Consider the following 12,909-nt stretch of genomic DNA (forward strand, 5'->3'; position numbering starts at 1 on the left):
GAAGGGCCCTTTTTCCGGACATCCCGCACCCGCCCGACAGGGGCGCCCGGAAGGAATACAACCTGTGAACCGCCTGACCATCCTGGCCGTCGCCACCGCCATCTCTGCCCAGCCCGTCTGGGCGCAGGAACCGGCGCCCGAGATCTATGCCCTGCCCGAGATCACCCTGACCGCCAATCAGACCGAAGAAGAGATCGCCCGCACCGGCGCCACGGTCGAGGTCGTCGACCGCGCCGAGATCGAACGCGCCGGCAATGTCCGTGCCGTCGAATACCTTTCAACGCTGCCCGGCATCTCGGCCTCGGGCAATGGCGGCTTCGGCACCATTACCAACCTGCGCCTGCGTGGCCTCGGCGGCCAGTATGTGAAGGTTCTTTATGACGGCATCGATATCAGCGACCCCTCGGATACGCAGATCAAGCTGAACTGGGGCGGGCTGCTGGCCGGGAACCTCTCGCGGATCGAGGTGCTGAAGGGGCCGCAATCGGCGCTTTATGGTTCGGACGCGATCGCCGGGGTGATCTCGCTCTATACCGCCCCCACCGACGCGCCGGGCACGCATCAGCAGGCGCAGATCGAATATGGCAGCTACGCAACGACGAATGCCCGCTATGGCATCGTCCACAATGGCGAGACCGGCAGCCTGGCCTTTTCGGTCCAGCATCTGGAGACCGACGGCTTTTCGGTCGCCGACGAGAATGACGGCAATACCGAGGAGGACGGCGCCCGCAGCACCCTGGCCAGCCTGAAGGCCGACTATCAACTGACCGAAAGGGTGACCATCGGTGCCGCCGCCTTCTGGCAGGAAACCGATGTCCAGACCGACAGCGATTTTCCGTTCCTGACCGACAATGCCGATTCCAGCCACAGCATCCGCCGCGGCGCGCGGCTCTATGGCAATTACGAGGGCGATCTGACCATCCAGAGCCTTTCGGTGCAGAAAAGCCAGACCGAGCGGGCCGAGGTCTATGGCGACTTCTCCTATCCGTTCAAGGGCAGCCGGACCGAACTGGCCTATGACGGCTCGGCCGGGTTCGGCGATGCCTCGGTCCTGGCCTGGGGCGCCAGCCACAGCGACGAGGCTTATGACGAGGAGGGCGGCGAGGGTGGCTATATCACCAACAGTCTCTATGCCGAATACCGCCGCGCGCTGACCCCGGATCTGGACCTTGCCCTGTCGGCCCGGCGCGACCACAATTCGCAGTTCGGCGGCGAGACCACCGGCCGCATCGCCATGTCCTGGCGCCCCGCCCCCGGCTGGACCATTCGCGCCCAGGCCGGCACCGGTTTCCGCGCCCCCTCGCCCTATGAGCTGGGCAACCCCTTCGCCGGCAACCCGGATCTGCATCCCGAAACCTCGACCGGCTATGACGCCGGGATCGAACGGCAATGGGACAACGGTGCCGCCTGGCGCGTCGGCCTGTTCGACAGCAAGATCGAGGATCTGATCATCAACGACGCCTCGACCGGCTATGTCTATCAGCAGACCGACGGCACCTCGCGCAGCCGCGGCGTCGAGATCGCCGGAACCACGCCGCTGACCGACCGGCTGACGCTGTCGGGCAACTTCACCTTCACCGATACCGAAGGGGCCGACGGACAGCCGCTGCCGCGGGTGCCGAGGCAGGCGCTGAACCTGCGCCTCGAGGGGCAGATCACCGAGAGGGCCGATTTCAGCCTGACCCTGCAGCACCTTGCCGGGATCGTCGATGCCGGAGAGGAACTGCCCAGCTTTGCCGTCGTCGGCGCCTCGGCCGAATACGACCTGAGCAATGAGGCCACCGCCTATCTGCGGATCGAGAACCTGCTGGACAAGGAATATCAGTTGATCCGCGGCTATGGCACCTCGGACCGGGCGGTCTATGCTGGCATCCGTGCGGATTTCTGACCTGATACGGGCGGCGGCTCTGGTCGCCGCCGCAGCCCTGCCGGCGGCGGCGGGGCCACAGCGCGTCGTCTCGATGAACCTGTGCACCGACCAGCTTGCCATGCTGCTGGCCGCCCCCGGGCAACTGATCTCGGTCAGCAATCTGGCACGGGATCCGCGCATGTCGCCGATGGCCGAACAGGCGGCGGAGTATCCGGTCAATTTCGGCCGCGCCGAAGAGATTTACCTGATGCGCCCCGATCTGGTAATCGCGGGCGAATTCGAATCCGGCCCGACCGTCTCGATGCTGCGCCGGCTGGGGATCCGCGTCGAAGTGCTGCCGCCGGCCGAAAGCATCGAGGCGATCCGGGCCGAGATCACCCGTATGGGCGGCCTGCTGGGGCGCGAACCGGCCGCGGCCGACCTGCTGGCCCGCTTCGATGCCGGGCTGGATGCCGCGGGCAGCCGCGAAGACCGGGGCCGCGCGGCGCTCTATTACGCCAATGGCATCACCTCGGGCCGCGGGACGCTGGCCGGCGCCATCCTTGAATCGGCGGGCTATCGCAATATCGCCGGGGATTTCGGCATCACCGGGACTGCGAAGCTGCCTCTGGAGCTGCTGGTGATGGCCCGCCCCGAGCGTCTGGTCACCGGTGCGAAATGGCCCGGCCAGTCGCGCAGTGAGGCGATCCTCGATCACCCTGCGCTGGCCGCAATCGCCCCCGCCACGGCCAAGGTCACCGACCGCGACTGGGTCTGCGGCACGCCCTTCATCCTGCGCGCGATCGAGGCGCTGGAATGAGGGCGCTGCTTGTCGGCCTGTCGCTGCTGGTCGCAGCGCTGTTTCTGGCCTCGCTGCTGACCGGACCGGCGGATTTCGGGCCGCTCGAGGGGCTTGCCGCACTGATTTTTGGCGGTGACGGCCCGGTGCCGATCGTCATGCACGAGATCCGCCTGCCGCGCGCGATCCTGGGGCTGGCGGTGGGTGCCGGGCTGGGGCTGACCGGCGCCGCGATGCAGGGCTATCTGCGCAATCCGCTGGCCGAGCCGGGGCTGATCGGGGTCTCTGGCATGGCGGCACTTGGGGCAGTGATCGCGATCCAGACCGGGCTGTCGCTGCAGGCGATCCTGGCCCTGCCCGCCGCGGCGCTGGCGGGCGCGGCTCTGGGGGTCGGCCTTCTGGTGGCGCTGGCCGGTCCGCGGGGCGGGTCGGTCACGCTGATCCTGGCCGGTGTCGCCATCTCGTCGCTGGCCGGAGCCGGCACGGCACTGGTGCTGAACCTTTCCCCCAATCCATATGCCGCCAATGAGATCATGTTCTGGCTGATGGGCTCGCTTGCCGACCGCTCGATGCTGCATGTCTGGCTGGCCCTGCCGCCGATGCTTGTTGGCGCAGCCCTGATCCGGACCACCGCCACGGGGCTGGACGCACTGACCCTGGGCGAGGCCGCCGCCACGGCCATGGGCGTGTCCCCCTCGGCCCTGCGCCTGCGACTGGTCGCCGGGGTGGCGCTGATCGTCGGCCCCGCGACTGCGGTGGCCGGCGCCGTCGGCTTTGTCGGGCTGGTCGTGCCGCATATCCTGCGGCCCTGGGTCGGTGCCCGGCCCTCGGCTCTGCTGCCGGCCTCGGCGCTTGGCGGCGCCGCGCTGCTGCTGGCGGCGGATATCGCCGTGCGTCTGGTCATCCCCGAACGCGATCTGAAGCTGGGTGTGCTGACCGCCATCGTCGGCGCCCCGCTGTTCCTGCACCTGATCTGGAAAACCCGCAGCGGAGGACGGGTCTGATGCTGCTGGACATCCGCAACCTGTCCGTCTCCCGCCGCAAGCGGCCGGTGCTGCACGCGGTCTCGCTGCAATTGCGCGCCGGCGAACTGGTCGGGCTGATCGGCCCCAACGGCGCCGGAAAGTCGACGCTGATGGAGGCCGCGCTTGGCCTCATTCCCTTCGCGGGCAGATCGAACCTCGCCTCGATGACGCCCGAGGGGCGGGCCCGCGCCGCCGCCTATCTGCCGCAATCCCGCGAGATCGCCTGGCCGGTCAGCGTCGAGGATCTGATCGCCCTCGGGCGGATTCCCTGGCCGGGTGGCGGGCGGGGTCCGGCCGACCGCGCCGCCATCGACGCGGCGATCGCCCGCATGCGGCTTGAACCCTATCGCAAGCGCACCGCGTTGCGGCTGTCGGGGGGCGAGCAGACCCGCGCCCTGATCGCCCGCGCCCTGGCGCAGGAGGCGCCGCTGCTGATCGCCGATGAACCCGTCGCCGGGCTGGATCCGGCCCAGCAACTGGCCTGCCTGCGCCTGTTTCGGAGCCTGGCGGATGAAGGCCGCGGTGTTCTGGCCTCGATCCACGATCTGGGGCTGGCTGCGCGCTTCTGTTCCCGGCTGGTGCTGCTGGCCGGCGGCGAAATTCTGGCCGACGGCCCCCCGGACGCGGTGCTGCGCGACGACCTGATGCGGCGCGCGTTCGGCATCGCCACCCGGCGCGTCGATACGCCCGACGGCCCGGCGATCCTGCCGGTCTAGCCGATGGCGGCCAGAACCTCGTCGGTCAGCGACACCATCTCGTCGCGGGCCGGGCCGTTGCGGACGCGCTCGACCGCGCCAAAGCCCTGACCCAGCGTCTCGGCATAGGCGACCCGGTTGGCAACCTGGGTGTCGGCCACCGTGGCGCCCAGTTCGACCGCCCTTGCGCCCACCTCGACCGACAGCCGCGTGTTCGGCCTGACCCTGTTCAGCACCACCAGCACCGACGCCCTTTCGCGTCGGGCCAGATCCAGCACCCCCTCGGTCGCCCACAGATCGACATGGCTGGCCGAAACCGGCACCAGCACCAGATCGGCCGCACGCAGCGCCGGGCGCAGGTCGCTGTCGATCTTGGGCGGCGTGTCGATGATGACGAAATCGAAACGCCGCTTCAGCTTTTCGGATTCATAGCTGGCCCCCCAGGCCGAGGAGGTCGAGAAATCCAGCGCCTCATCCTCGCCCTGCGCCTGCAGGCGTTCGATGAACCAGCGCCCCATGCTGCCCTGCGGATCGGTATCGACCAGGGCGACGGAATGCCCGCGCTGATGCAGGCTGATCGCCAGATTGACCGCCAGCGTGGTCTTTCCCGATCCACCCTTCTGCTGCGCTACGGTGATGATCCTGCCTGTCATTGCCCCTCGTCCCCCTGTGTTTTGCGGCAGGTTAGCCGCCCGTTTTCGCAATTGCACGGGGTATTTGCGGCAGCGGAATCAATCGCCGAATACGGTCTGCACCTCGTACATCACCGGCTCGAAATGCTTGCACATGCCGTTGATCTCGCGGTTGCGGCGGCGCATTTCGTCGCTGCGCAGCATGGCCTGGTAATCCTTGCGGTCGCGCCATTGCGAATAGGTGGCGATGCGGGTCTGGGCGTCGTTCAGGTGGATCGCCCCCGAGATGAAGCCGGGCTGTCGGCGGATCACCTGGTCCCAGGCATCGGTCAGCAGGTCCAGCACGTCATGGGCACTGCCCGGATTGACATCAAAGGTGCAGATGACGGTCTGGCCGTCGAAATCGGAACGGATATCGGGCATGGCTGGCCTCCTTCTGGCGATCCCACGGATGCAGCCTAGGCCGGAATCGCGGCGGCGCAAAGCGCCAAGCACGGGCCATTGCCGTTACCGGCGCAACTGTGCATGGTCGGCGCGACACAGCGAAGGAGCGCGCCATGACCCCGGTCTTCGACGGCCATAACGATTTCATCCAGCGCGTGGTGGCCGCCGGGCAGGACGGCGCCCGCATCTGGCTGGAGGGCGACGGCACCGGCCACATGGACCTGCCGCGCATGAAGGCGGGCGGCATGGTCGGCGGCTTCTTCGCGATCTGGATCCCCTCGCCCTCGGGGCCGAACGATGCCGAGGCCGTGGCGCTGATGCAGAACCCGCCCTTCGCGCTGCCGCTGCCCGGGGAAATCCCCCATGATGCGGCCCTGCCCCATGCCTTCCGGCAGGCCGCCGCGCTGAAGTCGCTGGAACGGACCGGCACGCTGGACATCGTGACCGGCGCCGCCGGCCTGCGCCGGACCATCGCCGAGGGCCGCATCGCCGCGATCATGCATATGGAGGGGGCCGAGGCGATCCGCGACATGGATGCGCTGCATCTGTGGCATGGCGCCGGGCTGCGCTCGCTGGGTCCCGTCTGGTCGCGGCCGACGGCCTATGCCGAAGGCGTGCCCTTCGCCTTTCCGGCCGGGCCGGATACCGGGGGCGGGCTGACCGATGCCGGCAAGGCGCTGGTCCGCGAATGCAACCGGTTGCGTATCATGCTGGATCTTTCGCATCTGAACGAGGCGGGATTTGACGATATCGCCCGGCTTTCCGATGCGCCGCTGGTGGCCAGCCACAGCTGCGTCCATGCGATCTGCCCCAGCAGCCGCAACCTGACCGACCGGCAATTGCGGGTCATTGCCGACAGCGGCGGCCTGGTCGGGCTGAACTATGCCTCAAGCTTCCTGCGCCCCGATGGCAAGCGCCTGCCACTTGAGGGCTTCGAGACGATGCTGCGCCATCTGGATCACCTGCTGGACATCCTGGGCGAGGATGGCGTGGCCCTGGGCTCGGATTTCGACGGCGCGCTGATGCCGCGCGACCTGCCCGATGCCGCCGCCCTGCCAAAGCTGACCGAAGCCATGAAGAACCATGGATATGGCGCTGATCTTATAGTGAAAATATCTTCCGAGAACTGGATTTCCACACTTCAGCGCACCTGGGGCGGCTGAGGCAGGAAACCCGGCATCACAGAAGGCTATTCGGTGGTCTGGCCCTGTCCGGCCTGACCGGTATCGGCCTGCGCCATGGCCATCATCTGCGCCAGTTCGGGATCGGCATTCAGATCGGCCAGCGAATAGCTGGCGGTCAACCCGGATGGCGACAGTTCGATATTCTTCACCACCTGCGGGCCGGGCGCAGCCGGGCCATAGGTCTGACCGGCGACCGCAAAGTAAACCGCGCCGGAATTGCCGGTGCGCAGCAGCGGCGGCTGTTCCAGCCTGGGCAGGTTGAACCGCTCTCCGGCATCCATGATCTTTTCCAGCAGAACCGTCCCGTCCGCCGAGGTCACGCGAACCCAGGCCGGGCGTGCTGCCAGCAGTTCCAGTTCGGGGGCCTCTGCTGCCAGAGTCCGCACCGGCGCCGGGTCACCCGGGGCCTGCGGTCCATATTCAACCGCCGCTTCTTGGGACGGCACCGCGCCTTCCGCCGTGGCGACAGCATCCCCTGCCGGAGTGGCAACCGCCGTCTCTTCCACCGCGCCCAGCCGCGGGTCGATCGCCGCGATCGGTCCGTCACGCGCGGTCAGCACCGGCGCCTCCAGAATCTGCGGCCGATACAGCCGGTCCAGCGCCTCGGGCTGTGGCAGGTTCTGCGCCAGATCGTCGCTGTCGGTCAGATCCAGCGCCGGCCCGGACATGCCGGCGCCCTCGACCGGATCAAGTGCCGTGACGACGCCCGGCATATCCTCGCCCGGGGTCAGCGTCACCCGCTGGACCTCCTGCAGCACCGACCAGCCGCCATAGGCCAGCCCGCAGACCAGAACGACCAGAACCAGCACCGAACCGATGGCGCGCGGCTCGACATTCGACCAGACGCTTTCCTTCTGCGGGATGAACAGGGCATGGGGATTGGCCAGCGCCTCGGCCGGGTCCGAGGGGCGCCGCGATGGCTTGGGCCCCGAGGCCGACGCGACCATACCATGGGTGGGCTGAAAGCCCGATTCGGCGCAGAACCGGCGGAAGGTCCAGTCCGGATCCATGCCCAGATAGCGTGAATAGGATCGCACATATCCGGCGACGAAGCTGGGCGCATCGAAGGCGGTGATATCGCAATTCTCGATCGCGGCAATGTAAGAGGCCCGGATGCGCAATTCCCGCTGCACATCCAGCAGCGATTTGCCCAATGTCGCACGTTCGCCCCGCATGATATCGCCAAGGCGCGTGTCGTCATCGAGGAAATGACACACTTCCTCCACCTGCACAAACTCCTCTGCCGGGCTTCCGGCCCGCAGCCTGCTCATCTGTCCTTGCCCTACCTGCCCGCATGACGGATCGCCCGAATCGGACGATACCTGACCTTGATTAAGCCAAGATTATCACGGCCGCGAGAGCAGTTCACCCGCCGATTTGGTCAGGCGCTCAATTCGGCGCGATTTAGCGCGCAGCGTGACCAAAGAGCATCTAATGCACGCACAAGATGATCGATCTGCTTGGGGTCATGGACCGGCGAGGGGGTGAAACGCAGGCGTTCGGTCCCGCGCGGCACGGTCGGAAAGTTGATCGGCTGCACATAGACGCCGTAATCGCGCAGCAGCAGATCCGACAGGGACTTGCAGTGAACCGGATGGCCGACATGGACGGGCACGATATGGCTGCCATGGTCGATGATCGGCATGCCCAGCGATTTCAGCCGCATCTTCAGGATCCGGGCGTGCAATTGCTGCGCATCGCGCAGGTTCTGGCCGCCCGCGCCCTTCAGAAAGCGGATCGAGGCCGCCGCGCCGGCCGCCACCGCCGGCGGCAGCGAGGTGGTGAAGATGAAGCCCGGCGCGTAAGAGCGGATCGCATCGCACATCCTGGCGGAGGCGGCGATATAGCCGCCGAACACGCCGAACGCCTTGCCCAGGGTACCGTTGATGATGTCCAGCCGGCCCAGCAGCCCGTCGCGCTCGGCGACGCCGCCGCCGCGCGGCCCATACATGCCGACGGCATGCACTTCGTCCAGATAGGTCAGCGCACCGAATTCGTCGGCCAGATCGCAGATCGCCGCGATGGGTCCGAAATCGCCATCCATCGAATAGACCGATTCGAAGGCGATCAGCTTGGGCGCAGCGGGATCGTCGGCCTGCAGAAGCTCGCGCAGATGCGCCAAGTCGTTGTGCCGGAAAATCCGCTTGGCCCCGCCATTGCGCTTGATACCCTCGATCATCGAGGCGTGGTTCAGCTCGTCCGAATAGATGATCAGGCCGGGAAACAGCACGGGCAGCGTCGAAAGCGTCGCGTCATTGGCGATATAGGCGCTGGAAAAGACCAGCGCGGCCTCCTTGCCATGCAGATCGGCCAGTTCGGCCTCCAGCCGCTTGTGATAGACGGTCGTCCCCGAGATGTTGCGCGTACCGCCCGAGCCCGCGCCCACCGCGTCCAGCGCCTCGTGCATGGCGGCCAGAACGACCGGATGCTGGCCCATGCCCAGATAGTCGTTGCCGCACCAGACGGTGATCTCCTGCCGCTCGCCATCGGGCCGGGTCCAGATTGCCTGCGGAAACCGTCCCTTGGCGCGCTCGATATCGATGAAGGTGCGATAGCGGCCTTCCTCGTGAAGTCGACCGATGGCCCTGTCCAAAGCGGTGTCATAGTTCATCGCTGGCGTTCCCTTGCATAGCTGGCTGGGTGCGATCATTCTTTGATCCGCGAGGCCTGTCGTTGATACATGTCAAGAACGCGAATTGACAGGGCAAAATTGCCGCAGCGCGACCAAAGTCCACGGCGGCAGCGAAGACAATCGGATGAAACGGAGGCGGAACATGGTGGAAGCGACAGGTCTGGTGGCGGTCCTGGAACGGCTGGAGGCAGGGCGGGAGGCGGCACTTGGGCGGCTGATGGAGTTCCTGCGCATCCCCTCGATCTCGACCGATCCGGCGCATCGCGGCGATGTCCGCCGGGCGGCGGAATGGCTTTGCGGCGAACTGGCCGGACTGGGTTTCGAGGCGAGGGTCCACGACACGCCCGGACACCCGATGGTCGTCGCCCGCTCGGCCGGCGGCGGCACCCGGCCGTTGCTGTTCTACGGTCATTACGATGTCCAGCCGGTCGATCCGCTGGATCTGTGGAACCGCCCACCCTTCGATCCCGCCATCGAAGAAGGCGCAACCGGCCCGGTCATCCGCGCCCGCGGCGCGGCCGATGACAAGGGCCAGTTGATGACCTTCGTCGAGGCCTTCCGCGCCTGGAAAGAGGTGCATGGCGCCCTGCCCCCGGATCTGATCCTGCTGTTCGAGGGCGAGGAGGAATCCGGCTCACCCTCGCTGCAACCCTTCCTGCGCGCCCATGCCGATGAGTTGCGCGCCTCGCTGGCCATGATCTGCGACACCAGCCTCTATTCGGACGGCCGCCCGGCCATCACCACCCAGCTGCGCGGCCTTGTGGGCGAGGAGGTGGTCGTGCGGGGCGCCGATCGCGACCTCCATTCGGGCAGCTTCGGCGGGCTGGCCGCCAATCCGATCATGGTGCTGGCGCAGGCCCTCGGTGCGCTGAAGGACAGGAACGGCCGAATCACGCTGCCCGGCTTCTATGACGGGGTCGAGGATCTGTCCGATACGCTGCGCCAGGACTGGCAGGCGCTTGGCTTCGATGCGGCGGAATTCCTCGGCCGCGTCGGGCTGAAAGCGCCGATCGGCGAACAGGGCCGCGCGCCGCTGGACATGGTCTGGAACCAACCTACGGCCGAGATCAACGGCATCGCCGGCGGCTATGCGGGCGACGGGTTCAAGACCGTCCTGCCGGCCGAGGCCCGCGCCAAGGTCAGCTTCCGGCTGACCGGCAGGCAGGATCCGGCGGCGATCCGCGCCGCCTTCCGCGATCATGTCCGCCGCTTCGTGCCGGCTGACTGCAAGGTCGAGTTCCATGAGCACGGCGGCAGCATGGCCAGCGTCATGGACGTCTCGGACCCGGCCTTCGCGATGGCAAGGCGCGCCCTCGGCGAGGAATGGGGCCGCGAGGCCGCCTATATCGGGGCCGGCGGCTCGATCCCCGTCGCCGGGGACTTCAAGCTGATCCTCGGCATGGATTCCATGCTGATCGGTTTTGGCCGCGACGATGACCGCATCCATTCGCCGAACGAGAAATACGATGTCGAAAGTTTCGTGAAGGGCGCCCGGTCATGGGCCCGCATCCTGGCGGCGCTGCGCTGAGCCCCACGCGGGGCGAAAGGGGGCGCTGCCCCCGTCGCCTCCGGCGACTCCCCCGAGGTATTTGGAAAGAGCGCGAGGCGGCATTAACCGGACCTTAAGGAAAGGCTGGGATGGTTGTCCCGCGGTACAGGCGGAGGCGCCGATGACCGCAAGAGAGCGAGGCGCTCCGGTTCCCTGCGTGGTCCCCCGTGCCGGAACCGGAGCGTCCTTTGCCCTCGCACTCTTTCCAAATACCCGGCCTTATGTTGCAAACCCACTGCGCCGACATCATCAGCCTGAAGGCCTTGGGCAGCCCGGTCTTGCGGCTGGGACAACCCCTGGTGCGCTTTGTGCGGTTGGCATATCCCTTTCTCGGATGATAATTGACGGCGCGTGAACACCGCCTTGACATGCCGCCCCTCAGGGCATCACCAACTTTCAAGCGTTACTCGGGGATTGCGATGCTGGGCCAACTCACCGATGGCATCATTCTGGTCGCGCTGACCGTCGCGATCCACAGCCTCAGCCTCGGCTGGAGTCTGCGCCAGATCGACCGGCGGCTGAGGGAGGTGCGGGAACTTCCTGCCGGGCCGACCATCCTGCTGCTGTCGCGCCTGGCGATCCTGGTGATCTTCGCCCATCTCATCGAGATCCTGCTCTGGGGTATCTATTACGACTGGAGCGGCGTCTTCGACGGCATGGAACTCTCGTTCTATTTCAGTGCCGTCACCTATGCCACCATCGGCTATGGCGATATCGTGCCGCCGGTCGAATGGCGGATCCTGGCCTCGATCGAAGGATTGACCGGGATCCTGATGTGCGCCTGGTCGGGAGGTTTCTTCTTCGCCGTCGTCTCGCGCATCCACCGCCTGGACTGATCCGCGTTCCGCAACGCCGCGTCGGCCACGGATACGGGTTCGGCATAGCCCACCGTGTCCCGTCGGTTCACTGAACGGCCAGCCAGCCGAAATACAGGATGGCGACCGCCATGATCCACGACCCCGCCACGCGATAGCCGATGCGGCTCAGTTCCCGTTGTTGCGAGGAGACGAAGGCGGTGAGGATCACGATGGCTGCGCCGGAACCGATCACGGTGGCGACCGAGGTCAGCAGGCGATCCCCCCAGCCATCCGCGTCCGGCACGGCATCGAGGCCGATGGCCAGCCCCCCGAACCCCGCGAGAACGGCAAGGAGGGCGTGCGGCAACCGTTTGCCCGCGATGACGGACAGGCTGGCAAGGGCCGCCGCCGCAAGTGCCATGATCGTCGGCAGTCGGACCGGAAGCGACAGGAGCCCGCCAAGGGCAAGACCGGCGGCGACGAAGCCCGCGAAGACCGGCACGCCGATCTGGCTGGCATGGCGGCCGTTCGTGCCAAGGTAAAGCCCGACCGCCAGAAGGCAAAGCAGTTCGGCCGGAACCAGCAGCGGATGCAGAAGCCCTGAATAGAAGGCCCCCGCCGCCGCCAGATTGCCATGTGCCGATGCCGCCCCGGGCACCAGCAGCACAAGGACGGCGGCCAGCCCGACGAGGGATCTCCTCACACCACACCAGTCAGGAAACCGACGCCGCCAAGGGCGATGACCGCCCCCGCCGCGCGAACCGCCAGCCTGCCGGGCTCGGTCCGCGCAAGGCTGCCGAACAGAATGCCCGTCAGATGCAGGACGCCCGTGGCGATGACGAAGCCAAGCGCGAAGGACAGGGCATCTGCCTCTCCGGGCATCTCGGCCCCATGGGCGTAGCCGTGAAAGATGGCGAAGAAGCCGACCAGCACGGCGGCAAGCCAGAGCGGTGCCCGGGCGCCCAGGGCAACACAGAGCCCCAGAACGATGGCCGACAGCGCAATCCCGGTTTCCACCGAGGGCAGCGGCATGCCGACCATGCCCATGACCCCGCCAAGCGCCATCACCAGCGGAAAGATCACCGGCAGCAGCCAGATCGCCGGGCGGCCGAGAAAGACCCCCCAGAGGCCGACGGCCACCATGGCCATCACATGATCCGCGCCCAGCAGCGGATGCACGAACCCGCTGATCAGACCGCCACCGGCCCCCTCGCCGACATGCGCCCGGGCCACGGAGGACAGGGCGGGAACGAGGGCTGCGGCCAGCCCGAGGCAAGCAGGTTTCGCAAAGCGCATGATCGAT

The 12,909-nt window shown here is 67.2% G+C and carries 13 protein-coding genes; 7 read left to right on the forward strand and 6 right to left on the reverse strand.

Annotated elements, in window-relative coordinates; translation table 11 throughout:
• Window positions 1-64 precede the first annotated feature (64 nt).
• Genes KNW02_RS11215 through KNW02_RS11230 form a run of 4 tightly spaced genes read left to right on the forward strand, consistent with a single transcriptional unit; the run spans window position 65 to window position 4,389 of the window.
• Entirely contained in the window at window positions 65-1,888 is a 1,824-nt protein-coding gene (locus tag KNW02_RS11215; protein ID WP_216033357.1) for a TonB-dependent receptor plug domain-containing protein, read from the forward strand.
• On the forward strand, window positions 1,875-2,669 hold the full coding sequence (locus KNW02_RS11220) for an ABC transporter substrate-binding protein (RefSeq protein WP_348524717.1): 795 nt from the start codon (window positions 1,875-1,877) through the stop codon (window positions 2,667-2,669). Before KNW02_RS11215 ends, KNW02_RS11220 begins: the two co-directional genes overlap by 14 nt.
• Window positions 2,666-3,652, forward strand: coding sequence for a FecCD family ABC transporter permease (locus KNW02_RS11225; protein ID WP_216033359.1), 987 nt, complete (start codon window positions 2,666-2,668; stop codon window positions 3,650-3,652). Before KNW02_RS11220 ends, KNW02_RS11225 begins: the two co-directional genes overlap by 4 nt.
• Window positions 3,649-4,389 carry an ABC transporter ATP-binding protein gene (locus KNW02_RS11230; protein ID WP_216033388.1) on the forward strand — a complete coding sequence of 247 codons (741 nt, stop codon included), beginning with the start codon at window positions 3,649-3,651 and terminating at the stop codon, window positions 4,387-4,389. The genes KNW02_RS11225 and KNW02_RS11230 overlap by 4 nt, the downstream gene beginning before the upstream one ends.
• Here KNW02_RS11230 and parA read toward each other — a convergent pair.
• Together parA and KNW02_RS11240 are read right to left on the reverse strand one after the other, a co-directional pair.
• Window positions 4,386-5,021 (reverse strand): ParA family partition ATPase, encoded by a 636-nt coding sequence (gene parA / locus KNW02_RS11235; protein WP_216033360.1) that lies wholly within the window; start codon window positions 5,019-5,021, stop codon window positions 4,386-4,388. The two genes, KNW02_RS11230 and parA, sit on opposite strands and share 4 nt — an antisense overlap.
• Before the next feature lie 78 nt (window positions 5,022-5,099).
• On the reverse strand, window positions 5,100-5,423 hold the full coding sequence (locus KNW02_RS11240; protein ID WP_216033361.1) for an antibiotic biosynthesis monooxygenase family protein: 324 nt from the start codon (window positions 5,421-5,423) through the stop codon (window positions 5,100-5,102).
• Window positions 5,424-5,557: 134 nt separating this feature from the next.
• Between KNW02_RS11240 and KNW02_RS11245 the strand changes: the two genes are divergently transcribed.
• Window positions 5,558-6,607 (forward strand): dipeptidase, encoded by a 1,050-nt coding sequence (locus KNW02_RS11245; RefSeq protein ID WP_216033362.1) that lies wholly within the window; start codon window positions 5,558-5,560, stop codon window positions 6,605-6,607.
• Between the two features lie 26 nt (window positions 6,608-6,633).
• Here the strand turns inward: KNW02_RS11245 and KNW02_RS11250 are convergent, their stop codons facing one another.
• On the reverse strand, window positions 6,634-7,899 hold the full coding sequence (locus KNW02_RS11250) for a helix-turn-helix domain-containing protein (RefSeq protein ID WP_252733735.1): 1,266 nt from the start codon (window positions 7,897-7,899) through the stop codon (window positions 6,634-6,636).
• A 110-nt stretch (window positions 7,900-8,009) separates the two neighbouring features.
• On the reverse strand, window positions 8,010-9,239 hold the full coding sequence (gene hemA / locus KNW02_RS11255) for a 5-aminolevulinate synthase (protein ID WP_216033363.1): 1,230 nt from the start codon (window positions 9,237-9,239) through the stop codon (window positions 8,010-8,012).
• A 163-nt stretch (window positions 9,240-9,402) separates the two neighbouring features.
• Between hemA and KNW02_RS11260 the strand changes: the two genes are divergently transcribed.
• Both KNW02_RS11260 and KNW02_RS11265 read left to right on the forward strand, forming a co-directional pair.
• Complete coding sequence (locus KNW02_RS11260; RefSeq protein WP_216033364.1) at window positions 9,403-10,788, forward strand: M20/M25/M40 family metallo-hydrolase; 1,386 nt, start codon at window positions 9,403-9,405, stop codon at window positions 10,786-10,788.
• Between the two features lie 440 nt (window positions 10,789-11,228).
• A complete protein-coding gene (locus KNW02_RS11265) occupies window positions 11,229-11,645 on the forward strand; it encodes a potassium channel family protein (protein WP_216033365.1) in 417 nt (138 codons plus the stop codon).
• A 67-nt stretch (window positions 11,646-11,712) separates the two neighbouring features.
• On the opposite strand, the gene KNW02_RS11270 is transcribed toward KNW02_RS11265, so the two are convergent.
• Together KNW02_RS11270 and KNW02_RS11275 are read right to left on the reverse strand one after the other, a co-directional pair.
• Window positions 11,713-12,309 (reverse strand): HupE/UreJ family protein, encoded by a 597-nt coding sequence (locus tag KNW02_RS11270; protein WP_216033366.1) that lies wholly within the window; start codon window positions 12,307-12,309, stop codon window positions 11,713-11,715.
• The gene (locus KNW02_RS11275) at window positions 12,306-12,902 is read right to left on the reverse strand and encodes a HupE/UreJ family protein (protein WP_216033367.1); all 597 of its coding nucleotides are present in this window, start codon (window positions 12,900-12,902) and stop codon (window positions 12,306-12,308) included. The genes KNW02_RS11270 and KNW02_RS11275 overlap by 4 nt, the downstream gene beginning before the upstream one ends.
• Window positions 12,903-12,909 lie beyond the last annotated feature (7 nt).

This window comes from Paracoccus marinaquae (assembly GCF_018860165.1).
GTDB lineage: Bacteria > Pseudomonadota > Alphaproteobacteria > Rhodobacterales > Rhodobacteraceae > Paracoccus > Paracoccus marinaquae.

What these genes read in the sequence shown, in the direction of transcription:
- KNW02_RS11225 (WP_216033359.1), top strand. Translation starts at nt 2,666, where the DNA reads ATGAGGGCGCTGCTTGTCGGCCTGTCGCTGCTGGTCGCAGCGCTGTTT.
- parA (WP_216033360.1), bottom strand. Translation starts at nt 5,021, where the DNA reads ATGACAGGCAGGATCATCACCGTAGCGCAGCAGAAGGGTGGATCGGGA.
- KNW02_RS11240 (WP_216033361.1), bottom strand. Translation starts at nt 5,423, where the DNA reads ATGCCCGATATCCGTTCCGATTTCGACGGCCAGACCGTCATCTGCACC.
- KNW02_RS11245 (WP_216033362.1), top strand. Translation starts at nt 5,558, where the DNA reads ATGACCCCGGTCTTCGACGGCCATAACGATTTCATCCAGCGCGTGGTG.
- KNW02_RS11250 (WP_252733735.1), bottom strand. Translation starts at nt 7,899, where the DNA reads ATGAGCAGGCTGCGGGCCGGAAGCCCGGCAGAGGAGTTTGTGCAGGTG.
- hemA (WP_216033363.1), bottom strand. Translation starts at nt 9,239, where the DNA reads ATGAACTATGACACCGCTTTGGACAGGGCCATCGGTCGACTTCACGAG.
- KNW02_RS11260 (WP_216033364.1), top strand. Translation starts at nt 9,403, where the DNA reads ATGGTGGAAGCGACAGGTCTGGTGGCGGTCCTGGAACGGCTGGAGGCA.
- KNW02_RS11265 (WP_216033365.1), top strand. Translation starts at nt 11,229, where the DNA reads ATGCTGGGCCAACTCACCGATGGCATCATTCTGGTCGCGCTGACCGTC.
- KNW02_RS11275 (WP_216033367.1), bottom strand. Translation starts at nt 12,902, where the DNA reads ATGCGCTTTGCGAAACCTGCTTGCCTCGGGCTGGCCGCAGCCCTCGTT.